This is a genomic window from Bacillus cereus group sp. BfR-BA-01382 (assembly GCF_022663475.1).
Classification (GTDB): Bacteria; Bacillota; Bacilli; order Bacillales; family Bacillaceae_G; genus Bacillus_A; species Bacillus_A thuringiensis_S.
This window is the reverse complement of sequence record NZ_JAKUFQ010000004.1, coordinates 115,435-140,968: the sequence shown is the minus strand read 5'-3', so window position 1 is coordinate 140,968 and position 25,534 is coordinate 115,435. Positions and strand designations below refer to the sequence as shown.

Sequence of the window (25,534 nt, the reverse complement as noted above, 5' to 3'; positions counted from 1 at the left end):
TTGTTCTTGTTGTTCTTGTTCTGCGTGTGCTTCTTTTTCCTCTTCTTCTATTTTTTCTTCCACTTGCTGCTCTTCTTGTTGTTCTTGTTCTGTTACCTCTTCCACAGCACTACTTACAATATTTTCATTTCTATTACTTTGCTCTTTTTGATCTTCATTTTCAAAGTTTGTCAGGATAATCCTTTTTATTTTCGGTGCAGTAAGTTCTAAACTTACTTGCGCAATATATAACAACGGTTTTCCAACTGTTGAACTTTTATTTTTATTCTTCACACTCGTCCCTCCCACTTCCATACGTAGCTGAATAAATTGTGTACTATTATAGTTATATTCATCACGTGGTAAGAACTTTCGTTAAAAATCGTTCTTTCTCAGAACAAATAAAAAGGACAATCTCAGCATTTAGAGATTGTCCTTTAAAAATTAATATTATATTTATCCTAGGATATGATACCCTGAATCAACATGAATGTTTTCTCCTGTTACACCGCGAGCTAAATCACTGAATAGGAATACTGCTGTATCGCCAACTTCTTCTGGAGTTGTTGTACGACGAAGTGGTGCGCGCTCCTCAATTTCTCTTAAGATTGAGTTGAAATCGCCTACACCTTTTGCAGATAACGTACGAATTGGTCCTGCAGAAATAGCGTTGACACGAATACCATGTTGACCTAAATCGTTTGCTAAATATTTCACGCTCGCTTCTAATGAAGCTTTCGCAACACCCATAACGTTATAATTTTTCACAACACGCTCGCCGCCAAGGTATGTTAACGTTAAAATATTTCCGCCTTCTGTCATAACTTTCTTCGCTTCTCTTGCTACAGCTGTTAAAGAGAATGCACTAATATTTTGTGCAAGTAAAAATCCATCGCGAGAAGTATCTACAAATTCGCCTTTTAAGTCATCGCGATTTGCAAAAGCAATACAATGTGCTACACCGTGAATAGTACCTACTTCTTGTTTAATTGTTTCAAAGCAAGCTGTAAGTTCCTCATCATTTGTTACATCACAAGGTAATACAAGTGATTCTTGTCCTTCTAATGTATCCGCTAATTCACGAACATTTCTTTCTAAACGTTCTCCTGCATATGTGAAGATTAATTTTGCACCTGCATTATGCAAAGAGCGAGCAATTCCCCACGCAATACTTCTTTGGTTCGCAACGCCCATAACAACAAATGTTTTCCCTTGTAATAGTTCCATGATATATCCTCCCAGAAATACTTATACTTGTTATTAGTACCTGATACTATAATTATAGTACCATAAAACCGCTTAAAGGCAAACAAAAAAGTCATTAACAGAAATTTGTTAATGACTTTTGGTTTCTATAAAAAAGCGCTCTAATCCTTCTTCCCAAGACGGCATTTGTAAAAAACCATTTAATCGTAGCATGTTATGTTGAAAGATAGAATATTTGGGCCTCGCAGCCGCAGCCCCGAATTCTTCCGTTGAAACAGGTAACACATTCACTTTCATATTTGTATACGAAAATATCTTTTGTGCAAATTCAAACCAAGAGCATGAGCCTCTGTTTGATACGTGGTATGTACCGTATAAAGAAGTATGAATGAGCTTATTAATAACTATATTTAAATCCGCCACATACGTAGGAGAGCCAACTTGATCCGCTACAACAGATATTTCATCTCTTTCTTTTCCTAATCGCATCATCGTTTTCACAAAATTATTTCCATATTTACCATATAGCCACGATGTGCGAACGATAAAATATTTATTATGTAACTCTTTGACGAACTGCTCCCCAGCATACTTAGAGGCTCCATATATATTTATCGGCGCTGGACTATGAAATTCATCGTATCCCTCTAGTCTAGCGCCTTGAAATACATAATCAGTACTAATATAAACTAGTTTCGCTCCTACTAATTGTGAAGCGACCGCTACATTTCGAGCTCCGATTGCATTTATTCTATATGCAAGATCCTGTTCTTTCTCAGCATGATCTACTTTCGTATAGGCAGCACAATGAATAATTATATGTGGTTTTATTTCTTGTACCACTTGTTGAATTCGGGATATATTTGTCACATCTAATAACTTTTTATCAAATGGATATATATCATATTCTTCAGAGTTTAACTCTTCAAATAGTTGCTTTCCTAATTGGCCGTTTGCTCCTGTTATGATAACCCTCTCTTTCATTTAACATGCCCCTTACTGGTCTTTTAGTAGTTTCCACCATTCCTTATTCTTTTCATACCATTTCACCGTCTCTTGTAATCCTTGTTCAAACGTATATTTCGGTTCCCAATCAAATTCATTCTTCATTTTCTCTGCATCAATCGCATAACGACGATCGTGCCCTAAACGATCTGTAACATATTCGATATCTTTTTTTGTTTTTCCTAAAAGAGTAATAATTTGTTCCACAACTTCTACATTTGTTTTTTCATTATTTCCACCTATATTATATACTTCTCCTACACGTCCCTTATGCAGAACAACGTCAATCGCACTACAATGATCCGTTACATGTAACCAATCTCTTACATTTAAACCATCACCATATAACGGTAGTTTTTTTCCTTCCAGTGCATTCGTAACCATTAACGGAATTAATTTCTCGGGATACTGGTACGGCCCATAATTGTTAGAACAACGCGTTACTATAACCGGTAAGTGATATGTTTTATAGTAAGATAGAGCTATCAGGTCCGCGCTCGCCTTACTTGAAGAATATGGACTATTTGGAGCTAACGGCGTTTTCTCTGTGAATTTCCCTATTTTCCCTAAAGAGCCATACACTTCATCCGTTGATACTTGCACAAGTTTTATATGCGAATATTTTTTAACTAGTTCTAATAAAGTGACCGTCCCAATTACATTTGTATCATAAAAAGGAATCGGATTTTCAATACTACGGTCCACATGTGATTCAGCTGCAAAATTTACAATCACTTGTACGTCTCGCTCTTTTATAATATGTTCTAATAGCTCTCCATTTTGAATTTCTCCTTTTACAAAAGAGTAATTCGGGTGATTCTGAAGAGATTTTACGTTATTTAAATTCCCGCTATATGTTAATGCATCGTAATTAATAATTTTATATGTTTCATAACTTTGTAGCATATAATGAACGAAATTACTTCCAATAAATCCAGCCCCACCTGTTACTAATATATTCATAAACAACGCTCCTACTTAAAAACTATCTTCATATTCCTCTAGTAATGGTAATATCTGATCCTTATCGGACAATATAGGATCGGTTACTGGCCAAGGAATTGCTAAATCTTTATCTTCCCAAAGTAATCCTGAGTCATGCTCTGCGCTATAATATTCATCTACTTTATACATAACGATAGTATGCGGAACAAGGGTGCAAAATCCATGCGCAAACCCTTTTGGCACTAGTAATTGTCGATGGTTATCTGCACTTAAAATATACCCTTTCCATTGTTTAAATGTTGGTGATTTTTTTCGTAAATCAACGATAACATCATAAATTGCCCCTTGCATAACTTGAATGAGTTTCGTTTGTGCTTTCGGTTTTTTTTGAAAGTGTAGTCCCCGAATCGTTCCTGCCTTAGCCGAATAAGATACGTTATCCTGTACAAATGAATACGTAATCCCTAATGTTTCTAGCACCTGCTTATTATAGCTTTCTGAAAAAAAGCCACGCTCGTCTCCAAACAACCTCGGTTCTAACAATTTTGCATCGATAAAATTTGTTTCTACGACTTTCATATTCTCACCTATTCTCCGTTAAACTGTTTCCCAAAATCAATATCCCGTGCTAACGTATTCGCCTTTTGAAGAGAAGCATGAGTTCCCGCATCAGTCCACCAGCCGCTCATTTCATTATAAGTAAGTACCCCTCGTTTTAAATACCAATTATTTATATCTGTAATTTCAAGTTCTCCCCGTGCAGAAGGTTTTAATTCTTTAATATAAGAAAAAACTTTCGAATCATACAAATAAATTCCCGTAACAGCATAAGAACTTTTCGGCTCTTTCGGCTTTTCTTCAATTTCAACTATTTTTCGGTTTTGAATATGTGCTACGCCAAATCTTTCGGGATCTTCTACAGATTGCAAGAGCACTTTCGCACCTTCTTTTTGATTTGCAAACTCTTCAACATACGGAAGAATATCATCTGAAAAAATATTATCCCCCAATATAACTACCATACGATCATTCCCGACGAAATCTTCACAAAGCCCTAACGCCTGTGCGATACCGCCCGCTTTATCTTGCACACGATACGTAAAGGACACGCCAAATTCATGACCACTCCCTAAGAAGCTAACAACATCCCCCATATGCTCTTTACCTGTAATAATCATAATGTCTGTAATATCGCATTGTTTTAGCTTATATACCGCATGATAAATCATCGGATACCGACCAACAGGAAGTAAATGTTTATTCGTTACTTTCGTTATTGGATATAATCTCGATCCAGTACCACCTGCTAAAATAATTCCTTTCACTCTGCATCTCTCCTTTATGATGGAGATAATATATCTTTGTAATGTTCTATAAACACTTGCCGGTACTTCTCATATGTATCCGCATCAAACTCATCCCCGTTGTAATGAATACACCATAAATTTGCTTGATTTGGAATACCGATTAAATAACCAGCCCTTTGAAACTCTAAAGACTGTGACACATCATAAAAGTGAAACCCTTGAAACAAATCTTCTCGCCACGGAATATCATACTGCGTTGCCATGAATAAACCATCAATTGCCTGAACTGACAAAAATGGTTGATTACCATAAAAAACCTGATCTAAATTTAATAATTGATAATTCTGTCTTCTGTATTCAATCACTTTCCCTACTAAATTTTTTCCTTCCCACCATATCCCGTTATTCGGTAAAAACTGAGCCCCAGCGACTCCTATTAAACCAAGCTTTTCATTTTCTTTAAAAAGAGATATAAGTGTAGAAAACATGTCTCGATTAATAAGATATGTATCTTGATGTATATACACTTTGTATTTCGCTGGATATGAAAGGGCTCGGTTGTATGCACTTGCCATACTTTGTGCATCTCGTATCGGAAAAATTTGTACGACATAGCCAGGGGGAACAAAAATGTTTCTGATTTGGCTCTCACATTGTTTGAAAAGCTCTTCATTATTTACACAAACAACAACTAATATTGTATGATCTTTCATTTTTGTCCCCCCTTTTATTCTTCCTTATTTACCTCTGACATATAGTGTTCCACAAATATTTCCCGATACTTCTCATAGTTCGTCATATTCACATCAAAATGATAATGGATACACCAAGCATCGCGCTGTACAGGTACACCGACTGTATATCCTGCTTTTTTAAATTCAAATGATTGAGATACATCATAAAAGTCAAATCCGTCAAATAAGTCTTCTCGCCACGGAACATCATATTGTGTCGCCATTAATAAACCGTCAATACATTCTACAGGAATAAATGTTTTTGATTCGTGATACGGTTGTTCTAAACTTGCCATATAAAACAAATCATTCATATAACCAATGACCTTTCCTACAATTCCACGCCCTTCGTTCCATACACCAGTTGGAGGAACATATTGCGCTCCAACCATCCCAATCATACCAAGGTGTTCATGTTCCTCAAATAATTGAAGTAATCCGTATAAAAAAGCTCTATTTATAATAAAAACATCTTGATGTAAATACACTTTATACTTCGCTGGATGCGAAATGGCTTGATTGTATCCACTCGTCATACTTTTCGCATTTCGAATCGGCATAAATTGGACAATATACCCTGGTGGTACTAACAATTGCAATATATGTCGCACGCAGTTTGCATACAATTTCCGATCATTTATACATGTAACAAATAATATTGTTTTGTCTGCAGCACTCATAATTGTGATTTTTCAGCTTCAATAATATACTGAAATACAACTGTCTCAGCCATGAAGCCACTTCCAAGACGATATTTTTTACAAATTCCATATAACTCCTCAATAAGTGGCTCATACATTTTATGATCAACATATACACGATCTACTTTACTAATAACATATCCTGCTTTTAAAAACATTCTTAGCATTTCATTAAATGTAAAGAAACGAATATGTGTTTTATCTAATAAACCATATTCTGTATACGTCCAATTTCCGGCAAGTAAGGGAGCTAATACTGAAATATGAGCAACGTTTGGTATACTTGCTAAAATCACACCATTTTGCTTTATATATGGCTTAACCTTTTCAATCACAGCCCATGGATCAAATAAATGCTCTAATACATCTCCAAATAGGATGCAATCAAATTGCCCCTCCTCATAAGGAAGATCTATTTTTTCTATATCCCCTAAAATAACATGATCTAGTCTTTCTTTCGCTTTTTCTGCAGCCTCTGGAAATGCCTCGATTCCTGATACACGTGTACCATTTTCTTTAATAGCTGCTCCCAATGTACCGCTCGAGCAACCAATATCAAGAACTTCTTTCCATTCCTTTTTTATATGCTTTAATAAATTCGGATTCGCTGCATTATAATAATGCTCGGATTTTTCTTCATATAAAGAACTTTTTTCGCGATTCATTTCACACACTCCTTATGCAAATTGAATTAGAAATATAAATCTCATATGAATTCTATAAAGTGCAGATTTTGTTCATCCCCCACTGATTATTAGCCCGCAAATAGCTTTATAAAATTTTTTATCTATATTGGTTTCGTTACTGATACTCTAATATATAACCAATCTATTAGAGTTAGAATAACGATAAATCATTTCTAAAAAACGAAACCTATTACGCTTTATATGGTTTATCAAAAACTCCCCGAAAATATTTACGGTTATATTCAATTGCAGCATTATTCGGAACATAAGAAGCTGCTAATTCATTGTAATAATACGCTTTATCCTGCTCCCCTAACCTGCTATAACAAATACACATTTGTAAATAGGGTAGCCATGTGTAGCTAGCTGGACTATGAAAAGGACTTTCCGTTGCCATTGGTACTTCCGTTGCAAGTTTAAACCAAAATATCGCTTCATTATATTTTTCTTGTTCCATATATATATATCCTATTCTTGTACAATTCTCTCCTCTAGGGACGTCATACCGAAACGACTTCACACAAGATTCGATTGCCTTCTCCCACATTCCGAGCTTCGCATAGCAATCTCCTAACTTACCACATGCATAAATTTTCTCTTCATACCATCCTTCGTCTTGATTAAGAAATGTTTCATAAAGAAGAACTGCATCATCATATTTTTGGTTATCCATAGATTCATTTGCGTAATAAAATAAATCCCTCGAACTCAATTCTTCCCCTGCAGCTACAGTATTTTGAAAAATTTTCAAATTACGATTTGTTACTTTTTTTTCTTTTTTATGTGTAATAGCAACTTTACTACTAAAAGTCTCACCAGCAATAGCTAAATACTCATGAACCTTTCCAAACCATTGAAATTGTTTTTCACGCTTTACAAGTCGATTTCTTTTTGTACAATATAAAGGTTTCCCGTTAGAATCCATCGCAAGATGATAAGGCATCGAAACAGCATCAAATTTAGGATCTAATTCTATTTTTAAGAGTTTCAATGCTTCTTGAGCATCTTCTAATAATACGTCATCTGCATCTAGCCACAATATATACTCTTGCGTCGCTTTTGAAAAAGAAAAATTTCTTGCTGCCGCAAAATCATCAATCCACTGGAAATCATATATGTTAGAAGTGTATTTCTCTACGATTTCTTTCGTTCGATCGACGGAACCTGTATCCACTACTATAATTTCATCCACAATTTTCTCAACTGTCTCTAAACAACGGGCTATTGTCTCCTCCTCATCTCGAACAATCATACATAAACTAATTGTAATTCCTTGCTTGTTCAACATAATCACCCTCTTCCAAATCAATCATATGTTATACATATACTAAACTTTCCATTTTTTTAAATTGTTCAAGTAGTTTAAGATTTCTTTTCAATAATTCAAATGTCCGTGTCATTTTCTTTCGGTTTTGCATCTACTATATAATGAACGCTTTATGGAGGTGAATTTATGTCAAATAATAATTATTCAAATGGATTAAATCCCGATGAATCTTTATCAGCTAGTGCATTTGACCCTAATCTTGTAGGACCAACATTACCACCGATACCACCGTTTACCCTTCCAACTGGGCCTACCGGGCCTACTGGACCTACCGGGCCTACTGGACCTACTGGACCTACCGGGCCTACTGGACCTACTGGACCTACTGGCGGAGGAACTGGAATAACTGGACCTACCGGGCCTACTGGTGACACTGGGGCTACTGGACCTACCGGGCCTACTGGTGACACTGGGGCTACCGGACCTACGGGAGCTACTGGACCTACGGGGGCTACTGGACCTACTGGACCATCCGGATTAGGACTTCCAGCAGGATTATATGCATTTAACTCCGGTGGGATTTCTTTAGATCTAGGAATTAATGATCCAGTACCATTTAATACTGTTGGATCTCAGTTTGGTACAGCAATTTCTCAATTAGATGCTGACACTTTCGTAATTAGTGAAACTGGATTCTATAAAATTACTGTTATCGCTAATACTGCAACAGTAAGCTTATTAGGAGGTCTTACAATCCAAGTGAATGGAGTACCTGTACCAGGTACTGGATCAAGTTTAATCTCACTTGGAGCACCTATCGTTATTCAAGCAATTACGCAAATTACGACAACTCCATCATTGGTTGAAGTAATTGTTACAGGACTTGGGCTATCATTAGCTCTTGGTACGAGTGCATCCATTATTATTGAAAAAGTTGCTTAATTTTTTACTTAGCAGTAAAACTGATATCAGTTTTACTGCTTTTTCAATTTCAAATTCAATCATGAAACATTCGTTAGCTACATAATCATATTGTTGTATGACATTTTGCAGGAGGCACAAATATGGAAAGTAAATCTGCTGTTCAGCTTTATCTCGAATTGCTAAAGAAAACAATTTTATTTGAAATATGGTTGGAATATGAGGCATACTTACCCGCATCTCTACATATTTCGAAAGAACTAGAATTCGAACCCGTTACAGTCCCCCTCCCTTTATTCATTAAGCAATATGCCGAAAACCATAACTTAAAAATTGTAAAACCAAATGTTTCAAAAAGTGAACGTCATGATGGAATGGATTGGCCAAGAGCAGCACATAGCATGATTGGTCGAGAACGTATGAACCAATTACAAGAGGCAATGGAAACCGTTGTTCGTGAAAATATAGAGGGAGATTTTATTGAAACAGGTGTATGGCGCGGAGGATCATGCATTTTTATGAATGGTTTTTTACAAGCAAACAACATTACGAATCGTACTGTGTGGGTCGCAGATTCATTTGAAGGTTTGCCAGCACCGAATCTAGAACAATATCCAAAAGATTACGGTGATTATTTACACACATTCGATTACTTACGCGTCTCTTTAGAACAAGTACAAGAGAATTTTAAAAAATATGATTTACTAAATGATCAAGTGAAATTTTTAAAAGGTTGGTTTAAAGATACTTTACCAACAGCACCAATTGAAAAAATAGCAATTGCACGGCTTGATGGTGATATGTACGAATCCACCATGGATGGTCTCATGAACTTATATGATAAAGTTTCTAAAGGTGGCTATATAATTATCGATGACTACGGGCTACCGCCATGCGCTGAGGCTGTGACAGACTTTAGAAAGCAACGAAATTTAAAAGCCCCTATTACTAAAATTGATGTATTTGGCGTTTATTGGAGAAAAGAATAAACAAGATTTAATCTATAGGAGATTCCATTTTCACTCATTCTTCTCTTACTTCTAATCCAATTAAGTATTTCTTTTGTGGAATCTCCTTACATATAACAATTGTTTTCCTTTGTTCTCTCACTACAAATTGAAAATTTTATTAATAGAGTGACTGCATATTCTCACACAAGAAAGGGGTATACTCATGAGCGAACTTAACAAAGAAATGACTTTACTCCCCCCTCCTGAACTCGTCCAATATGTAGGTGGCGACTTCAAAAAGGTGGGAAAAGAGTTCCTAAAGCATTTTATTCAAATTGGCGCTTTAAAATCAAATGAAAAAGTATTAGATGTAGGCTGCGGCGTCGGCCGAATGGCTGTACCATTAATGAATTACTTAAATGATGATGGAGCATATTATGGATTTGATTTGTTTAAAGATGGAATTACTTGGTGTCAAAATAACATTTCAACTATGCGTAATAATTTTCACTTTGAACATGTTGACATATACAATCAATTCTATAATCCAGAAGGAAAAGAAGATGCCTCTCAATATCGTTTTCCCTATGAAGACGGAACATTCGATTTTATCTTTTTAACTTCTGTATTTACACATCTTCTTCCAAAAGAATTAGAACATTACGTATCTGAAATTGTACGTGTATTAAAAAAAGACGGGAGATGTTTCATTACATTCTTTCTAATAAATCCTGAATCGTCCTATTATTTAAATGCAGGACAAAGTACATTAGGTTTTTATCATCGAATTGAAAATTGCTACGTTGTAAATAAAGATATTCCCAATTTTGCAGTTGCTTATCCTGAGACAGATATTTGCAATCTATTGAATAAGTATGGTCTAGAAATAATCAATAAGCCACATTATGGTTTATGGTGCGGCAGACCAGAATATACAAGTTACCAAGATATTGTTCTTACAAAAAAAAGCTTCTGAAAGGAAGTTATGTATGGCGAGTGAAAAAAATCTACCTCTCGTTTCTATCCTTATTCCCACTTATAATCGACCCCATTATTTCAAAATCGCTCTAGAAAGTGCATTGGCACAAACTTATTCAAATATTGAAATCATCATCGGAGATGATAGTACAAATGATGAAACAGCAACTCTAATCCATGAACAATACTTACCAAATTATAAAAATATAACATACATTCGAAATATCTCTACTCTAGGACAATTTCACAATGACCTTATGCTCATAGAAAAATCAAATGGTGAGTATATAAATTTTTTAATGGACGATGACGTGTTTTATAAGCATAAAATACAAAAAATGATGGCCTATTTTGAGCAAGATTCCAATAAAGATCTTGCTCTTGTTACTTCTTATCGAGTACGTATTGATGATCATGGAAATCTAATCGGCGATGCCCATCCAACACAAAAGTTATATAGCGAAGATACCCCATTAAACGGAATATTTTTAGGCGACTGGATGCTAAAGGCCGGCCACAACATTATCGGCGAACCTACAACTACTTTGTTTCGAAAGAACTTGCTCACTGAACCTTTTGGCACCCTTAAAGAGCGACAATATTCTTGTAGTGTTGATATGGCCTCATGGATTTCTTTACTTTCTAAAGGAAATGCAATATACATTTCTGAGCCTTTAAGTCAATTTCGCTACCATGCTGGACAACAAATACACAATAAACTACTTCAAGGTTGCGAAGATTTCACACACCTCGTTATAACAGCAAAAGAATATGGATTTTTACAAAATACTATAGACTATAGAACAGCTCTACTTAGTGCTTACAAATGGTGTAAAAGTTCCTTAAAATACTACCTTCATCAACTAGATATTTTTCCTGACGCACATGTACGTCTTGCCCATTGTTTGGATATAATTATTAAAGAGTTAAACAATTAAACTACTCTGCAAAATCAAAAGTGTATGGACTATATGTGAATCATTCGTATAGTTCATACATTCTTTCTCATACTATAAAATCCATTACTATAAAGAGCAGTAGAAAGGAATACCTACATTGAAAGATTCAAATTCTCAATATCAAATAGACTACGTATTACTATTTATTTTATTTGCCATTGGGATTGTTAGTTGTTGTGCTATTGCAAGTGCGCAAGCCTCCTTACCGCCATTTTTACAAAACGTCAATTTTGTACTCAAGCAAATCCAATGGTACTTCATTGGATTTATAGCCATTGGTGTTATTATGATTATCGATTTCGATCGTTATCAAAAAATTGCTTGGTATTTGTATAGCTTTGCAATGGTACTACTTATTGGACTAGAACTTCAAGTACCAGGTGCCGTTACAATTAAAGGCGCTACCGCTTGGTACAGGCTCCCAGGCATCGGAAATTTTCAGCCTTCTGAAATTATGAAATTGTTTTTAATTATCGTCATTGGACGAATTATAGCAAATCATAATGAGAAATATTTTTCCCAAACAATGCGTGACGATTTTTTATTACTTGGAAAAATATTTGCGACAAGCTTGCCACCACTACTACTTATTGCAAAAGAACCAGATTTAGGAAACACAATGGTCATTTCAGCGATGCTTGCAGCAATGATACTAGTTTCTGGCATACGATGGCGTTTTATTTTCGGATTAGTTTCAGGTACTTTCGTGGCTGGATCTACATTAATATATATTTTTTTTACTCACACAGATTTCTTTAAAGCACACATTTTAAAAGAATATCAATTAAATCGCTTCTACGGATGGTTGGCACCTTACAAATATGATGCGCAAGGCTATCAATTAAGACAAGCATTCTTAGCGACTGGATCCGGAGAAATGCAAGGAAAGGGGTGGGAAAATGGACAAGTATATTTTCCAGAACCACATACAGATTTTATTTTCACTAATGTCGCTGAACAATTTGGATTTCTAGGTGCAAGTGTCATTATTTCACTTTTTTTCTTACTCATTTTTCGAATGATTCATATCGCTTTAGAAAGTAATGACCCTTTCGGTAGTTACATTTGCGCTGGTACAATCGGAATGTTTACTTTCCAAGTATTCCAAAATATCGGGATGACAATCGGATTACTTCCCATTACAGGGATAACATTACCTCTTATGAGCTACGGAGGAAGTTCACTGCTTACATACATGATTGCGATTGGATTCATTTTAAATATTCGCTCAAGAACGAAAAGCTTTATGTTTAAATGAACAACACAAAAACGCTATATTTTTATCTCTATCCTTTTTTAGATATACTAATGAAAAATACGATGGAGGTTTAAATATGAAATATGACATTATAGGAGATATTCATGGATGCTTCCAAGAGTTTCAAAATTTAACAGAGAAGCTAGGGTATAACTGGAGTAGCGGTCTACCGATCCACCCTGAACAACGTAAACTTGCATTCGTTGGTGATATTACAGACCGTGGTCCTCATTCATTACGTATGATCGAAATTGTATGGGAACTTGTCATACATAAAAAAGAAGCTTATTACGCTCCTGGAAATCACTGTAATAAACTATATCGATTTTTCCTTGGACGTAATGTAACAATCGCTCACGGACTTGAAACAACTGTCGCTGAATATGAGGCACTTCCTTCTCATAAGCAAAACATTATAAAAGAAAAGTTTATCACTCTTTATGAACAATCACCACTCTACCACATACTAGATGAGAAAAAAGTAATCGTATGTCACGCTGGGATTCGGCAAGATTACATAGGAAGACGAGATAAAAAAGTACAAACCTTTGTATTATATGGTGATATTACAGGAGAAAAGCATGCCGATGGCTCACCTGTCCGTCGCGATTGGGCGCAAGAATACAAGGGGCAAGCTTGGATTGTATATGGACATACACCAGTAAAAGAACCTCGATTCGTCAATCAGACAGTCAATATTGATACTGGTGCTGTATTTGGTGGCAAATTAACCGGATTACGTTATCCTGAAATGGAGACTATCTCTGTCCCTTCTTCTTTACCTTTTGTCGCTGAGAAGTTCCGTCCAATTTCATAACTACCTTACTTAGCGAGAGATTACCGTATTATTTAGGCAAATCTCATATAAAACTAGGTAAAGTAATTAAAAAAAGATGCAATAAAGTGCATCTTTTTTTAATTACTTTACATATAATGTCGCAGGAGGTGACAGAATGAAGAAAAAATCTTCTAAACAAAAAAGAAAATTTCCCCCTTTATATCTGCCCATGTACGGAATTAACAACTGGTGTAGCATTCGGGCTGCAGCCATAGAAGAACTAGAAGAACAAGAGTCATCAAAAAAAAGCAAAGTAAAACCAACATATGTCTCTTTAGAAAATGCTGTGATGAACCACATAATCGATCGCAGAAAAATAAAGATGCAACAAAAAAATAAACAGCTCTCAAATCAAGATGAACAGGTACTACGTTCTAACCAAACAGAAGAAACGGCGGAAGAAAATAATTCTGTAGCAATAAATAAAAAAGTGGAACCAGAAATTCCAGCTGCTATTATAAACAAAGTAAAAAAAATAAAAGAAGCATTAGCTTCATCGAATGATATACAAACTGAAAAACCACTCATAATTGAGACACCTACACCTGAAAATACAAAAGTTAAAAGGGGCGGCCGATATGCATATGCGGAGGGGCTTCACTCTCATGCGGAGGGCATGGCAGCACATGCGGAAGGCTTATTAACACACGCAAAAGGTTCTTTCTCTCATGCAGAAGGATCCAACTCAAAAGCAACTGGACATAGTTCGCATAGTGAGGGAAGTGAAACGACAGCAGGCGGTGCTTATTCTCATGCGGAGGGTAAACAGACGACTGCTTTAGGCGAAGCAGCACACGCAGAAGGAACCGCAACTATCGCTAACGGCTTCTCTTCTCATGCGGAAGGTCATCATACATCAACAGCTCATTTTGCAGGTAGCCATATTATGGGGCGCTTCGGCACTGCAGAAGAAGCTTATTCCTGGTTTATTGCAAATGGTGCAAACGACACCGACCATAATATCGGTGCTAAATGGCTTGCCCATAATGGAGAAATGTATATTGAGGGCGCGTCTTACAATGCAAGCGGAACGGATTTTGCACAAATGTTTGAAACAGAAGGTCATAAACCTATTGATGTCGGTTATTTCGTTACATTTAGTAGCGAAGAAAAAATTCGGATAGCTACTTCACACGATTCGTTCATTTTAGGAATATCTAGTGCAACCCCTGCACTTATAGGAAATAGCGGGGCTTTAAGTTGGCAAAAACGCTATAAAACAGACAACTTTGGAAAACGCCAATATGTATGGACGGAATCAGAAGAAATACAACCTCTTTTAAATACAGAATGGGATCCAGCTTGCAAATATGTAGCAAGAAAAGATCGCGCCGAGTGGCTTCCTGTCGGATTAATTGGGCAAATGTTAGTACGTGATGACGGCACTTGCGAAACGCATGGATATTGTCGTCCAAATGACAATGGCATTGCTACAAAAGCCGAAAGTGGATTTTTCGTTATAAAGCGTACGCGTGAAAACCAAATTTTAATATTATTCCGCTAAGAAAAAAGGGAACAAAATTCTTTATAACATAAGAATTTTGTTCCCTTTTTAAGCATTCCTAAGTAACTCTTGCATATCGCTTGGAATCTTTATAGTGAAAGACATTTCTTTCTCTAAAATAGGATGATAAAACGTCAAAGATTTACTATGAAGTGCTTGCCGTTTCATTTCATCCCTTCTTCCTCCATATAAGTTATCACCAAGTAATGGATGTCCTATATGAGCCATATGCACACGAATTTGATGCGTTCTTCCTGTCTCAAGCTCCAGCGCTACATGTGTCTTATGATATGTACTATCAATTACTTTAAAATGAGTAACTGCCCTTTGTCCATCCTCACAAACCGTTCGCTCAATAATGCTATCAGATTTCCGACCAATTGGTGCATCAATCATTCCTTCTCGTTCTACCATCTCACCGTGAACAATTGCTTCATACGTTCGTTTCACAGCTTTTTGTTGATGCTGCTTCGATAAAAGATGATGCACGAAACGATTTTTTGCAATAAGCATAAGCCCTGAAGTATCACGATCTAACCGTGTTACAATGTGTACTGTACTTGCAAGATGCTGCTTATCATAATGAGATAAAAGCGCATTGGCAACACTCCCTGTCGGATGTTCCCTAGATGGAATCGTTGACATGTTCGCCTCTTTATTAATGATAAGAACCGCATCATCTTCATATACAATGCATAAAGGGATATCTTCTGCAATCATCCCTTCACTTCTTTCCTCCACTGGAAAAAAGATGCGTAATTCTTCACTAGCGCGCAACTGATGACGAACACTCGCATGTTGACCATTTACTTCAATTGCCCCGCCGTGAAACTTTATATCCGTTAAAGCGGCTTTAGAAATACCTTTCGTTTTCAAAAATTCCCTAACTAAAGTACTCTCTTCAGCCAGTCCTATATCCCATTTCAATGTAAATCTGTTCAAATTTATAACCCTTTCTATTTATCTGCAACAAACGAGTCACGAACTCGTTTCCAGAACGGGAACGGGCGGAAACGAACAAATCGTACTTTCTCGTTTGCGACGCGATACTGGATTGATTTCACATCTTGATGAACCATCGTTAAATGATCCACTGTAATTTGTAAGTTCATTCCTGCAGCTGGCTTTAACACACATGTATGGTGCTTCGGCAATACGAGTGGCGATCCCACAGTACGAAACACACGATTGTTAATGGACGCCATTTCTGCAATTTGAATCGCTTCAATAGAAGGGTGAATAATTGCTCCGCCAAGCGCTTTATTATATGCAGTACTTCCTGAAGGAGTAGAAATACAAAGGCCGTCCCCGCGGAATGTTTCAAAATATTCTCCGCGTATTTCTACTTCTGTTACTAATGTACCTTCTGCACTTTTTACAGTCGCCTCATTCATCGCCAAATACTGTGACTCTTTACTTCCATTCACATAGCGAATAATCACTTCTAAAAGCGGATATTCCACCACTTGGAATGGTGTTTTCGCAATCGCAATTACTAATTTCTCTACTTCTGTCGGTAACCAATCTGCATAGAAACCTAAATGTCCTGTATGTACACCAACAAATGCTGTTTCATCCAATCGATTATAATAACGATGAAACGCATATAAAAGCGTTCCATCTCCCCCAACAGAAATTACAATATCGGGTTCCTTTTCATCCATTGTAAATCCAAAATCTAACAAGTACTCTTTCATCGTGCTTGCCAGTGTATCTGATGATTGATCTCCCTTTGACATAATTGTAAATTTCATCGCCCAACACCCTTTAGTTTATGATTCGGAATCTTTCGTTTCTTGCTTTCTTGAAAAAGCCTTCTGCGCTTCTTGAATCTCAAGACGAATAGAAGACATTTCTTCATCTAATAAAAACGCCGCTTCCGCTGCACGTTGCAAGCGTATTTTAATATCTTCAGGAAAACGTCCACTATATTTATAATTTAAAGAATGCTCAATTGTTGCCCAAAAGTTCATTGCTAACGTGCGTATTTGGATTTCTACCAATACTTTTTTTTCTCCCTGAATCGTTTGAACGGGGTAACTAATGACAACGTGATAAGAGCGATAGCCGCTATCTTTCTTTTGCGTGACATAATCACGTTCTTCCACGATTTCAAAGTCATTTCGTTTTCGAAGATATTCTACAACAGGCTTAATCTCATCAACAAATTGACACATCATTCGAAGGCCCGCGATGTCTTGCATATCTTCTCTCAGCCGATCTAGCGGTACATTTCTCTTCTCCGCTTTATCAATAATACTAGCAACCGACTTTACCCTTCCTGTTACAAACTCAATTGGAGAATGCTCTGTCAACATTGCAAATTGAGTACGCATTCCTTTTAGTTTCACTTTCAGCTCTGCCACCGCTTGATGGTAAGGTGCTAAAAATTCTTCCCAATTTCGATTCATTTCAACCACCACCAAAATCAATCCATTTGCTTATAGAAATACTTTTTCTACAGCAGTTACTAGTTCTTCTCCGTAATTTGCATTACCTTCAATATTTTCAACTAAATATTCTACTTCTTCTTTTAAATTTTCTAATTCCATTTCAACGTCATTCACACGAACGAACATTACTATATCGTTATTCATCGCTTCATGCATTGCTTCCCAGCATGTGTGCGGAATACTTACATAAATGAAAGATGATTCGTTTTCTAAAATATATAAAAATGATAAATTGTCTGAGTCTACAAGTACGTGATTACGCGCACTTAACTCCTTTACCTCTATTTCATTATTTTCCGCACAAAAAATAAGCGCATTCTCTCTCTTTTCTACGCTCTTAACTTGAATTTTATTTTGCATGCTCTAACTCCTCCATCTCAACTTCCTGTCTTACTTAACAGTATTATTGTATCATAACATGGACGCAAACAAATAAAACATTGAACCAAATTTATGAAAAAGCGATAATGTGTAAAGAATTATTTTTTAAAAGGAGCGCGCATACAATGACACAAGAAATTGAAATTGAATTTAAAAATATTGTTACAGAAGAAGAATTCGATACATTATGTAAATCATTCTCTATTGAAGCATTTACGAAACAGGTGAATCACTACTTTGAAACACCGGGCTTCTCGTTAAAAGAAGCCGGCTCTGCACTTCGTATTCGTCATAAAGGAGAAATTTATACATTAACATTGAAACAACCTGCAGAAGTCGGCTTGTTAGAAACGCATCAAGTCGTAACAGAAGACGAAGCAAGAATGATGATGGAAACAAACGTAATCATTCCAGGGGCTGTAATGGATCAACTACACAAATTACAAATTCCTGTTTCCACTTTAACTTATATGGGTAGTTTAACAACTGAAAGAGCCGAAGCATTATTTAAAGGCGGAACGCTTGTCTTTGATCATAGTTTCTATTACAATCACGATGATTATGAAATTGAATTTGAAGTGCAAGATGAAGAAACAGGAAAAGCTGCATTTATTCATTTATTAACGCAACATAACATACCTGTTCGTCATACAAATAACAAAGTAAAACGCTTTTTCCTTGCCAAACAAAACAAAGCACGCTAAAGTGAAAATTCCACTAGTGAATATGTTTCACTAGTGGATACATCTTACTAAAAAAGTTTACACCCGTAGAATAAGCAAAGAATGTTTGAGAAGGCTGTTTATTTGCCCTCTCGAACATTCCATTGCTACAATAGATATACATTTCATGGAAAAAGGAGTTTATAAAGGATGAGCAAGCAACCGATGACACCATTTGAAGCAATTGGCGGTGAACAATGCATTGCAATATTAGTAGATACATTTTATTCCTATGTCAGTAAACACCCTGACTTATCTCCCATCTTCCCGGAAGATTTAACAGAAACCGCTAGGAAGCAGAAGCAATTTCTAACACAATATTTAGGTGGTCCTAATTTGTACACTGAAGAACATGGTCATCCTATGTTAAGGGCACGCCATCTTCCGTTTGAGATTACTCCAAAACGAGCAGAGGCTTGGCTATCATGTATGGAGCAAGCAATGGATGATACTGGAGTGCATGGTCATATAAGAGAGTTTGTTTTTGAACGTTTAGCATTAACCGCTCAGCATATGGTTAATACTCCAAACGAAACAGGTGAAGTGTAATGGATAAGCAGGAAGCAAAGCATATAAATATGCCATCTCCTTCCGCATGCGAGCATAAGTCTGTAGAAGCATATTTATTTATTGATCCACTTTGTAAAGATTGCTGGGAAATTGAGCCTTTTATTATTAAACTATGGCTTGAATACGGGAAATACTTCTCTATTCGTCATATCGTAACAGGAAAAGTGGATGGAACGAACGCTTCCTCACACAAATGGAATAAACCTGCTAATATTCGATTTGTGTGGGAAAAGACAACAAGTTTACAAGGTTTTTCATGTGATGGAAAGGTACATATGCAAGAAGCATCGTCAACACCATATTTAGTTTCGATGGCAATTAAGGCGGCGGAGTTGCAAGGCCGAAAAGCAGGTTCGAAGTTTTTGCGAAAACTCCAAGAATACATTTTCCTTGAAAATGTATCAAACCCTGACTGCGAACTATTACTTGCATGTGCGAAAGATAGCAATATTGATGTAGAAGAATTTAAAAAAGATCTACATTCTGCTAGTGCAAAAAAAGCTTTCCAATGTGACTTGAAATTCACGAATGAAATGCATATTACAGAAATACCCTCCCTCGTCTTTTTTCATGCGAACTCAGATGAAGAAGGTATTAAAATCGCTGGAAATTATTCCTACGATGTATACGTACAATTATTGAAAGAACTTGTAAAATGTGAAATTGAGCCAGAACCATTACCACCTTTAGAAGCATTACTAGAAGCAACACAATTTATATCTTCAAAAGAAGTAGCATTTATTTATGACTGTCCGCAGCAAGAAATTGAGCGCGAACTTAAAAAATTACAACTGAAACGAAAAGTACAAATGATTGAAGTAAAATGCGAACGTTATTGGAAATGGATAGCAAAAGAAAAAGACCTGGTGTAAACACCAGGTCTTTTTCTTTACGGCTTATAAAAATATTAAAGGGGATGGGAGAAATTTTCACGTTCAAACAAAGGGGTATATGTTTGTATGTGAATTCGTTCACGCTTATTATATTACAAGATTCGACGCCAGATGACAACCCCTTTTGTCGAAATTCACACTTTTGTCACATTCTAAACGTTTTCATTTTTGAATAAGCTATAAAAAAGGTCATTTAGGGGGGTTATTTATGAAAAAATCTTATATTGCTCTTCTCTTTCTAGCTGTCATCGTTTCTTTTTTCTTGTACATCCTCTCTCTACTACAAGCTTTTCCTAAAATTATTGCCTTACCTCTTTTATTTGGAATCATCGTTATCACTCTCTCTTATTTCAATCATAAAAAAAGATTCAAAGGGTTTTAATTTCAAAAATCAGCTGTAAAACTATCCTTTCAGTTAGAAAAACAAAGAAATTCACCTTATTTTTTCGACAAATATCGACATTGAATTTATTCAACAAAAAAGACGAGGATACAATCTCTCGTCTTTTTTCATTACTTTTCTTCAAATAATAATGCTTCTAATTCATTTAATTTCTCTTCAAATACTTGTAGTGCCTCTTTTACTGGTTCAGGAGATGCCATATCTACTCCTGCTTTTTTCAGCACTTCAATTGGATAATCAGAGCTTCCTGCTTTTAAGAACTCGTTAATATAACGTTCTACTGCTGGTTGTCCTTCTTCTAAAATCTGTTTAGATAGAGCTGTCGCTGCACTAAATCCTGTTGCGTATTGATATACGTAATAGTTGTAGTAGAAGTGCGGAATACGAGACCATTCTAAACCAATCTCTTCGTCGATTACTAAAGCGTCACCGAAATATTTCTTATTTAAATCGTAGTAGATTTCCGTTAGCATGTCTGGCGTAACAGCATGTCCTTCTTGTACTTTCTTATGAATAATATGTTCAAACTCTGCAAACATCGTTTGACGGAATACAGTACCACGGAATCCTTCTAAATAATGATTTAATAAATATAGACGCTCTTTCTTATCTTCTGTCGTTTTTAATAAATAATCATTTAGAAGCGCTTCATTACAAGTTGATGCCACTTCTGCTACGAAGATGGAATAATCACCATATACGTGCGGTTGTGTTTTTCTTGTATAGTAACTATGCACCGAATGACCAAATTCATGAGCAAGTGTAAATAAATTATTTACATTATCATGCCAGTTCATTAAAATATACGGATTTGTTCCATATGCACCAGATGAATATGCCCCGCTTCGTTTTCCTTTATTCTCATACACATCTACCCAGCGATTTTCATATGCTTCTTTCAAAATATCAACATATTCATCACCAAGTACGTTTAAAGATTTTAATAAAAGGTCTTGCGCTTCTTCGTATTTCACATTCATTTTCACTTCTGGTACAAGTGGTGTATATAAATCATACATGTGAAGCTCATCAAGTCCTAATGCACGCTTACGAATATCGATGTAACGGTGTAATAAATGTAAGTTGTCATTTACCGTTTCAACAAGTTGATCATATACTGCTTCCGGAATATTATTATTGCTTAGTGCAGCTTGGCGAGCAGAATCATATTTACGAACACGCGCATTGAAATTATTACGTTTTACTGCTCCGCTTAACGTACTTGCGAATGTATTTTTAAATTTCCCGTACGTTTCATATACAGCTTTAAATGCATCTTCGCGAACACGGCCATCATCACTTTCTAAAAACTGAATGTAACGACCATGTGTAATTTCTATTTCTTCTCCGTCTTCACCTTTAATAGATGGGAATTTTAAATCCGCGTTATTCAACATACCAAATGTATTGCTTGATGAACTCATTACTTCAGATGCTTCCGCTAATAAAGCCTCCTCAGCTTCTGATAATACGTGCGGGCGTTGACGTGTAATTTCTTCTAATGCATGTTCATATACACTTAAATCTCTATTTTCCTTCAAGAATGTTTGCAGTGTATCTTCTGAAACCGACAAAATTTCAGGTACAATATACGCTGTGCTACTAGATACTTGTGAATATAAATTTGTTGCGCGATCATTTAATGCTTGATATACAGAGTTTGTTGTATCTTGATCGTAACGCATATGAGCATATGTATATAGCTTACCTAATCGCATTGAAATTTCGTCTTCATATTGCAATGCCTCAAGTAAATTGTCCGCAGAGTCACCAAGTTTCCCTTTAAATTCAGTTAACTTCGGTAATAGCTCTTTAATAGCTTGGAATTCTTTTTCCCATTCTGCATCTGTTTGGAAAATATCTTCTAATCGCCACGTACTTGCTTCTTCAATCTCATTGCGATCTGGTAATGTTTTCGCTTTGTTTTGTTCAGACATTCTTTAAGCCCTCCTTTAATTATCTCTACTTAAGTACAATTCGTTTTTTTCTTATGTAATTCCTTCACAATCAGTCTTTATTATATCCCCTTTTCCTTCTCTCATGTTGTACTTTGCCTCAAATAAAGATAAGGCATACGCTAAACAAGTTTCATCATATTTCATAACTTCCTCCTCTGTTTTTAACATAACGATTCCCCTTATTTTCCGGTACTTATAAGTCTCCACTTTACGTAATACACCTGTATAACATAAGAATGTCATATATTCAGTAACTGCTACTTTCCATATATGCTTTGAAAAGTACGGGAGCATACGCCTTTTCGTATACTTTTTTACATAACTACACACATATTGAAGAGAAATACACTCTCCTACTGCAAGCTCCCCTATACACTTCATATATAGAAAAGCTTGCCATATAAATGGGTTTGTTTGAAAAGCAAATCCAGAAGGGAGTGGAACACCAATTTCAGAAGGAAAGCTCGCTGGGGTACATTTAAATTGATATAAGAGGCGTAATAGTGACTTATAATTATAATTCCAAATAGGCAAAGCATTTTTTCGAAAATAGTCCTTTCGTTGCTTCCATTCTCGGTCTAATATTTCTTTTTGGAAAGGAACAGGGGAAAAGAGTAATTCAAAAGTAGTAGTTTCAGTTGGTAAATATATAGTATGTGAGAAAGAGACGCTTGTAGAAAAAGAAGTGAGAAACGCGCATTTCATAAATGCTTTTTGTTTGGAACAGAAGAAAATAAGAAATGGTTAAGGATAAGATTGTAAGGAGAAAGCCATAAGTGAGGAAAATTTCATCCAATATGCAGATTGCTTTTTCAATTGATTTCCACCAATGATCCAAATGACCTGTATACCCGCTCGCCAATACGAATAGGTTCGTTTGTACAGCTGCTCTATAGAAAGATTTGCGCATTGGTATTCAATCGCAATTTTTCTCCCTGCTCTCTCTATAAAAATATCTGGTCGTTGCTGAATCTGGGGCAGATAATGCTCTATATCTACATGAAAGTTTTGACGTTCGAACCATCTATATAACAATTCTTTACCGTGCCTATGATACATAGATTCCGCTTCATAAAAGGCAAGACATGAATCCACTTTTTTATGAGCAAAATGCCAACTTTTTTGTTTCCCTAATTTCATTTGTACTTCCTTTCCACAAGCTACACAAAAGAATCGTTCCTGTTGACGCATACGGCGCAAAAGCTCTTCATTACAATTGTAGAGTAAATGAATTTTTTCTCCGTTTTCTCTTTTAGCTATAAATATCGTAATCACATCCTTTCAGCTCTTTACATTCTACAATTTATTACAAATTCCTTTAAAAAAAGAGATGTCCCAATTTCGGACATCTCTTTTTATAATAAAGGGGATAATAACCGGTACGTTGATTCAACAATTCGTCTATGAAGACGCCTTTTATGAAAATGATCGACATGAATTTCACTTGATTCTTCTAAATCATCTTTAAAGTCTTGAACAAGTCTTTTAATGCTATCTGTATCATATAAAAAGGCATTTACTTCAAAATTCAAATGAAAACTTCTCATATCCATATTAGCTGTCCCAATTGAAGCTAAATCAGAATCGACAATGACAACTTTACTATGGAGAAAACCTTTTTCATACTCATATATCTTTACCCCTGCATCTAAAAGCTCTGGGAAGTACGATCTCGATGCGTAAAAGACAGTACGCTTATCAGGCTTACTCGGCATTAACAAACGAACATCAATACCAGCAAGCGCAGCTACCTTTAATGCGGATAAAATATCATCATCCGGAATGAAATACGGCGTTGCAATCCAAATAGATTTCCGAGCAGAAGCGATCATTGCGAAATATAAATGCTTAATCGTTTCCCACTTATTATCAGGGCCGCCTGCAACGAGCTGCACGCCTCCCCAATGATCACCCTCAACTGCTTTTGCTTGTAAATATTCAGGAGCTAGCACAGCCTCTCCAGTCATATAAAACCAATCTTGAAGGAAAATAAGCTGTAAACTTTGAACCGCTTCACCACGTAAATACAAATGCGTGTCTCGCCAAAAGCCAAAATATTTACTTTTCCCTAAATACTCATCACCGATATTTAATCCGCCTACAAACCCTTCGTTCCCATCAATCACAACAATTTTCCTATGATTTCGATAATTAATCTTATCGTTTAAAATCGGAAAGCGCACAGGAAAAAACGGAATCATTTCAACACCTGCATCGTTTAATTCTTCAATATACGATTTTGATAACTTAAAACTTCCAACCGCATCATATAAAAAACGAACAACAACGCCTTCTTTTGATTTTTGTATTAAAATATCTTTAATTTCTGTTCCTAATTTATCATCACGCACAATGTAATATTCCATATGAATGTGATGTTTTGCTCGTTTTAATCCATCTAAAATGGCCTGAAACGTTTCATCTCCATTTGTTAATGTCCTCGTTTCAGTTTGAAATGAAATATTTAAAGCGCCTAAGCGATCCGCTAAACGAAATAACAGCTCTTGATGCTTATGATTGCGTAAAATTCTTTCTTCGTAATCTTCATGCCCTTTATATTGTAAAAACGCCTGTTCATCAAGTAACGCCTTCTTTTGAAACATTCTTTTTCTCCGAAAATTTTGTCCAAATAATAAATAAGCAAAGAAGCCAAATACCGGAAAAATCCCTAACACAATTAACCATGTAAGTGTTTTAGATGGATGGCGATTTTCTAAGAAAATAACGCAACCAATTAAAAACGCAGATACTGTAAATAAAATACTAATAATACCTAAAATCGAAACATCTTTTATCCCAATCACATCTGAATAAAATGCTACATCAATAAACATACGTAACGAAACAAATAATGCGAACAATAGCAGGATAAAGAAAATCAGCTTTAACGTATTTTTCATCTCTTACCTCCTAACT

Annotated in this window: 27 protein-coding genes and 1 pseudogene; 11 read left to right on the top strand and 17 right to left on the bottom strand. The window is 35.9% G+C overall.

Annotated elements, in window-relative coordinates; translation table 11 throughout:
• The 10 genes from MR160_RS03490 to MR160_RS03445 all read right to left on the bottom strand — a co-directional run.
• Positions 1 to 294 (bottom strand): CotO family spore coat protein (locus tag MR160_RS03490; protein WP_242297059.1); only part of this gene is annotated, 294 nt, incomplete at its 3' end.
• Between the two features lie 141 nt (positions 295 to 435).
• Positions 436 to 1,206, bottom strand: coding sequence for an enoyl-ACP reductase FabI (gene fabI, locus MR160_RS03485; protein ID WP_000421885.1), 771 nt, complete (start codon positions 1,204 to 1,206; stop codon positions 436 to 438).
• 108 nt (positions 1,207 to 1,314) lie between these two features.
• Positions 1,315 to 2,169, bottom strand: coding sequence for a dTDP-4-dehydrorhamnose reductase (rfbD, locus tag MR160_RS03480; protein WP_242297058.1), 855 nt, complete (start codon positions 2,167 to 2,169; stop codon positions 1,315 to 1,317).
• 12 nt (positions 2,170 to 2,181) lie between these two features.
• Positions 2,182 to 3,153, bottom strand: coding sequence for a dTDP-glucose 4,6-dehydratase (gene rfbB, locus MR160_RS03475; protein ID WP_001024179.1), 972 nt, complete (start codon positions 3,151 to 3,153; stop codon positions 2,182 to 2,184).
• A gap of 15 nt (positions 3,154 to 3,168) precedes the next feature.
• Positions 3,169 to 3,714 (bottom strand): dTDP-4-dehydrorhamnose 3,5-epimerase, encoded by a 546-nt coding sequence (gene rfbC / locus MR160_RS03470; RefSeq protein WP_000869412.1) that lies wholly within the window; start codon positions 3,712 to 3,714, stop codon positions 3,169 to 3,171.
• Between the two features lie 8 nt (positions 3,715 to 3,722).
• Complete coding sequence (locus MR160_RS03465) at positions 3,723 to 4,460, bottom strand: sugar phosphate nucleotidyltransferase (RefSeq protein ID WP_000676159.1); 738 nt, start codon at positions 4,458 to 4,460, stop codon at positions 3,723 to 3,725.
• A gap of 14 nt (positions 4,461 to 4,474) precedes the next feature.
• Positions 4,475 to 5,155 carry a glycosyltransferase family protein gene (locus tag MR160_RS03460; protein ID WP_000651525.1) on the bottom strand — a complete coding sequence of 227 codons (681 nt, stop codon included), beginning with the start codon at positions 5,153 to 5,155 and terminating at the stop codon, positions 4,475 to 4,477.
• Positions 5,156 to 5,169: 14 nt separating this feature from the next.
• Positions 5,170 to 5,856 carry a glycosyltransferase family protein gene (locus tag MR160_RS03455; protein WP_001271181.1) on the bottom strand — a complete coding sequence of 229 codons (687 nt, stop codon included), beginning with the start codon at positions 5,854 to 5,856 and terminating at the stop codon, positions 5,170 to 5,172.
• Positions 5,853 to 6,542, bottom strand: a complete 690-nt coding sequence (locus tag MR160_RS03450) for a class I SAM-dependent methyltransferase (RefSeq protein WP_001078436.1) — start codon at positions 6,540 to 6,542, stop codon at positions 5,853 to 5,855. Before MR160_RS03450 ends, MR160_RS03455 begins: the two co-directional genes overlap by 4 nt.
• A gap of 211 nt (positions 6,543 to 6,753) precedes the next feature.
• Entirely contained in the window at positions 6,754 to 7,851 is a 1,098-nt protein-coding gene (locus tag MR160_RS03445; protein WP_000932911.1) for a glycosyltransferase, read from the bottom strand.
• A gap of 165 nt (positions 7,852 to 8,016) precedes the next feature.
• Between MR160_RS03445 and MR160_RS03440 the strand changes: the two genes are divergently transcribed.
• The 7 genes from MR160_RS03440 to MR160_RS03410 all read left to right on the top strand — a co-directional run bounded on the left by MR160_RS03440 (position 8,017) and on the right by MR160_RS03410 (position 15,238).
• Positions 8,017 to 8,772 carry a BclA C-terminal domain-containing protein gene (locus tag MR160_RS03440; protein WP_242297057.1) on the top strand — a complete coding sequence of 252 codons (756 nt, stop codon included), beginning with the start codon at positions 8,017 to 8,019 and terminating at the stop codon, positions 8,770 to 8,772.
• 122 nt (positions 8,773 to 8,894) lie between these two features.
• Positions 8,895 to 9,740, top strand: a complete 846-nt coding sequence (locus tag MR160_RS03435) for a TylF/MycF family methyltransferase (protein WP_000444387.1) — start codon at positions 8,895 to 8,897, stop codon at positions 9,738 to 9,740.
• Positions 9,741 to 9,924: 184 nt separating this feature from the next.
• A complete protein-coding gene (locus MR160_RS03430) occupies positions 9,925 to 10,677 on the top strand; it encodes a class I SAM-dependent methyltransferase (RefSeq protein WP_001292844.1) in 753 nt (250 codons plus the stop codon).
• Positions 10,678 to 10,690: 13 nt separating this feature from the next.
• Positions 10,691 to 11,617, top strand: coding sequence for a glycosyltransferase family 2 protein (locus MR160_RS03425; RefSeq protein ID WP_000135606.1), 927 nt, complete (start codon positions 10,691 to 10,693; stop codon positions 11,615 to 11,617).
• Positions 11,618 to 11,735: 118 nt separating this feature from the next.
• A complete protein-coding gene (locus tag MR160_RS03420) occupies positions 11,736 to 12,896 on the top strand; it encodes an FtsW/RodA/SpoVE family cell cycle protein (protein WP_000655325.1) in 1,161 nt (386 codons plus the stop codon).
• A 76-nt stretch (positions 12,897 to 12,972) separates the two neighbouring features.
• Positions 12,973 to 13,713 carry a bis(5'-nucleosyl)-tetraphosphatase PrpE gene (prpE, locus tag MR160_RS03415; protein WP_000872690.1) on the top strand — a complete coding sequence of 247 codons (741 nt, stop codon included), beginning with the start codon at positions 12,973 to 12,975 and terminating at the stop codon, positions 13,711 to 13,713.
• Between the two features lie 136 nt (positions 13,714 to 13,849).
• Complete coding sequence (locus tag MR160_RS03410) at positions 13,850 to 15,238, top strand: peptidase G2 autoproteolytic cleavage domain-containing protein (RefSeq protein WP_000730507.1); 1,389 nt, start codon at positions 13,850 to 13,852, stop codon at positions 15,236 to 15,238.
• Positions 15,239 to 15,286: 48 nt separating this feature from the next.
• On the opposite strand, the gene MR160_RS03405 is transcribed toward MR160_RS03410, so the two are convergent.
• The 4 genes from MR160_RS03405 to MR160_RS03390 are packed head-to-tail and all read right to left on the bottom strand — an operon-like array spanning position 15,287 to position 18,051.
• Entirely contained in the window at positions 15,287 to 16,180 is an 894-nt protein-coding gene (locus MR160_RS03405) for an RluA family pseudouridine synthase (protein WP_001079127.1), read from the bottom strand.
• A 14-nt stretch (positions 16,181 to 16,194) separates the two neighbouring features.
• Positions 16,195 to 16,992, bottom strand: coding sequence for an NAD kinase (locus MR160_RS03400; protein WP_000673196.1), 798 nt, complete (start codon positions 16,990 to 16,992; stop codon positions 16,195 to 16,197).
• Between the two features lie 18 nt (positions 16,993 to 17,010).
• Positions 17,011 to 17,649, bottom strand: coding sequence for a GTP diphosphokinase (yjbM, locus tag MR160_RS03395; protein ID WP_001081480.1), 639 nt, complete (start codon positions 17,647 to 17,649; stop codon positions 17,011 to 17,013).
• A gap of 30 nt (positions 17,650 to 17,679) precedes the next feature.
• Positions 17,680 to 18,051 carry a UPF0738 family protein gene (locus MR160_RS03390; protein WP_001179996.1) on the bottom strand — a complete coding sequence of 124 codons (372 nt, stop codon included), beginning with the start codon at positions 18,049 to 18,051 and terminating at the stop codon, positions 17,680 to 17,682.
• A 146-nt stretch (positions 18,052 to 18,197) separates the two neighbouring features.
• On the opposite strand from MR160_RS03390, the gene MR160_RS03385 reads away from it, so the two are divergent.
• From MR160_RS03385 to MR160_RS03370, 4 genes are all read left to right on the top strand, one after another.
• Positions 18,198 to 18,776, top strand: a complete 579-nt coding sequence (locus MR160_RS03385; protein ID WP_000191102.1) for a CYTH domain-containing protein — start codon at positions 18,198 to 18,200, stop codon at positions 18,774 to 18,776.
• A 168-nt stretch (positions 18,777 to 18,944) separates the two neighbouring features.
• A complete protein-coding gene (locus MR160_RS03380) occupies positions 18,945 to 19,343 on the top strand; it encodes a globin domain-containing protein (protein WP_000043386.1) in 399 nt (132 codons plus the stop codon).
• The gene (locus MR160_RS03375) at positions 19,343 to 20,236 is read left to right on the top strand and encodes a ClpXP adapter SpxH family protein (protein WP_000360643.1); all 894 of its coding nucleotides are present in this window, start codon (positions 19,343 to 19,345) and stop codon (positions 20,234 to 20,236) included. The genes MR160_RS03380 and MR160_RS03375 overlap by 1 nt, the downstream gene beginning before the upstream one ends.
• Before the next feature lie 229 nt (positions 20,237 to 20,465).
• Positions 20,466 to 20,639, top strand: a complete 174-nt coding sequence (locus MR160_RS03370) for a hypothetical protein (RefSeq protein ID WP_000750354.1) — start codon at positions 20,466 to 20,468, stop codon at positions 20,637 to 20,639.
• 131 nt (positions 20,640 to 20,770) lie between these two features.
• Here MR160_RS03370 and pepF read toward each other — a convergent pair whose 3' ends face one another.
• The 3 genes and pseudogenes from pepF to MR160_RS03355 all read right to left on the bottom strand — a co-directional run bounded on the left by pepF (position 20,771) and on the right by MR160_RS03355 (position 25,518).
• A complete protein-coding gene (pepF, locus tag MR160_RS03365; RefSeq protein WP_000003356.1) occupies positions 20,771 to 22,597 on the bottom strand; it encodes an oligoendopeptidase F in 1,827 nt (608 codons plus the stop codon).
• 51 nt (positions 22,598 to 22,648) lie between these two features.
• Positions 22,649 to 23,893 (bottom strand): annotated as a pseudogene (locus MR160_RS03360) (competence protein CoiA).
• Between the two features lie 80 nt (positions 23,894 to 23,973).
• A complete protein-coding gene (locus MR160_RS03355) occupies positions 23,974 to 25,518 on the bottom strand; it encodes a cardiolipin synthase (protein ID WP_000799189.1) in 1,545 nt (514 codons plus the stop codon).
• Between the last annotated feature and the right edge of the window lie 16 nt (positions 25,519 to 25,534).

Excerpts from the sequence above, each read along its gene's own strand:
- MR160_RS03385 (WP_000191102.1), top strand. The coding sequence starts at position 18,198 with ATGACACAAGAAATTGAAATTGAATTTAAAAATATTGTTACAGAAGAA.
- fabI (WP_000421885.1), bottom strand. The coding sequence starts at position 1,206 with ATGGAACTATTACAAGGGAAAACATTTGTTGTTATGGGCGTTGCGAAC.
- MR160_RS03440 (WP_242297057.1), top strand. The coding sequence starts at position 8,017 with ATGTCAAATAATAATTATTCAAATGGATTAAATCCCGATGAATCTTTA.
- MR160_RS03380 (WP_000043386.1), top strand. The coding sequence starts at position 18,945 with ATGAGCAAGCAACCGATGACACCATTTGAAGCAATTGGCGGTGAACAA.
- MR160_RS03460 (WP_000651525.1), bottom strand. The coding sequence starts at position 5,155 with ATGAAAGATCATACAATATTAGTTGTTGTTTGTGTAAATAATGAAGAG.
- rfbD (WP_242297058.1), bottom strand. The coding sequence starts at position 2,169 with ATGAAAGAGAGGGTTATCATAACAGGAGCAAACGGCCAATTAGGAAAG.
- MR160_RS03375 (WP_000360643.1), top strand. The coding sequence starts at position 19,343 with ATGGATAAGCAGGAAGCAAAGCATATAAATATGCCATCTCCTTCCGCA.
- MR160_RS03390 (WP_001179996.1), bottom strand. The coding sequence starts at position 18,051 with ATGCAAAATAAAATTCAAGTTAAGAGCGTAGAAAAGAGAGAGAATGCG.
- MR160_RS03445 (WP_000932911.1), bottom strand. The coding sequence starts at position 7,851 with ATGTTGAACAAGCAAGGAATTACAATTAGTTTATGTATGATTGTTCGA.
- MR160_RS03430 (WP_001292844.1), top strand. The coding sequence starts at position 9,925 with ATGAGCGAACTTAACAAAGAAATGACTTTACTCCCCCCTCCTGAACTC.
- rfbC (WP_000869412.1), bottom strand. The coding sequence starts at position 3,714 with ATGAAAGTCGTAGAAACAAATTTTATCGATGCAAAATTGTTAGAACCG.
- MR160_RS03450 (WP_001078436.1), bottom strand. The coding sequence starts at position 6,542 with ATGAATCGCGAAAAAAGTTCTTTATATGAAGAAAAATCCGAGCATTAT.
- pepF (WP_000003356.1), bottom strand. The coding sequence starts at position 22,597 with ATGTCTGAACAAAACAAAGCGAAAACATTACCAGATCGCAATGAGATT.
- yjbM (WP_001081480.1), bottom strand. The coding sequence starts at position 17,649 with ATGAATCGAAATTGGGAAGAATTTTTAGCACCTTACCATCAAGCGGTG.
- MR160_RS03410 (WP_000730507.1), top strand. The coding sequence starts at position 13,850 with ATGAAGAAAAAATCTTCTAAACAAAAAAGAAAATTTCCCCCTTTATAT.
- MR160_RS03425 (WP_000135606.1), top strand. The coding sequence starts at position 10,691 with ATGGCGAGTGAAAAAAATCTACCTCTCGTTTCTATCCTTATTCCCACT.
- MR160_RS03355 (WP_000799189.1), bottom strand. The coding sequence starts at position 25,518 with ATGAAAAATACGTTAAAGCTGATTTTCTTTATCCTGCTATTGTTCGCA.
- rfbB (WP_001024179.1), bottom strand. The coding sequence starts at position 3,153 with ATGAATATATTAGTAACAGGTGGGGCTGGATTTATTGGAAGTAATTTC.
- MR160_RS03370 (WP_000750354.1), top strand. The coding sequence starts at position 20,466 with ATGAAAAAATCTTATATTGCTCTTCTCTTTCTAGCTGTCATCGTTTCT.
- MR160_RS03455 (WP_001271181.1), bottom strand. The coding sequence starts at position 5,856 with ATGAGTGCTGCAGACAAAACAATATTATTTGTTACATGTATAAATGAT.
- MR160_RS03400 (WP_000673196.1), bottom strand. The coding sequence starts at position 16,992 with ATGAAATTTACAATTATGTCAAAGGGAGATCAATCATCAGATACACTG.
- MR160_RS03435 (WP_000444387.1), top strand. The coding sequence starts at position 8,895 with ATGGAAAGTAAATCTGCTGTTCAGCTTTATCTCGAATTGCTAAAGAAA.
- prpE (WP_000872690.1), top strand. The coding sequence starts at position 12,973 with ATGAAATATGACATTATAGGAGATATTCATGGATGCTTCCAAGAGTTT.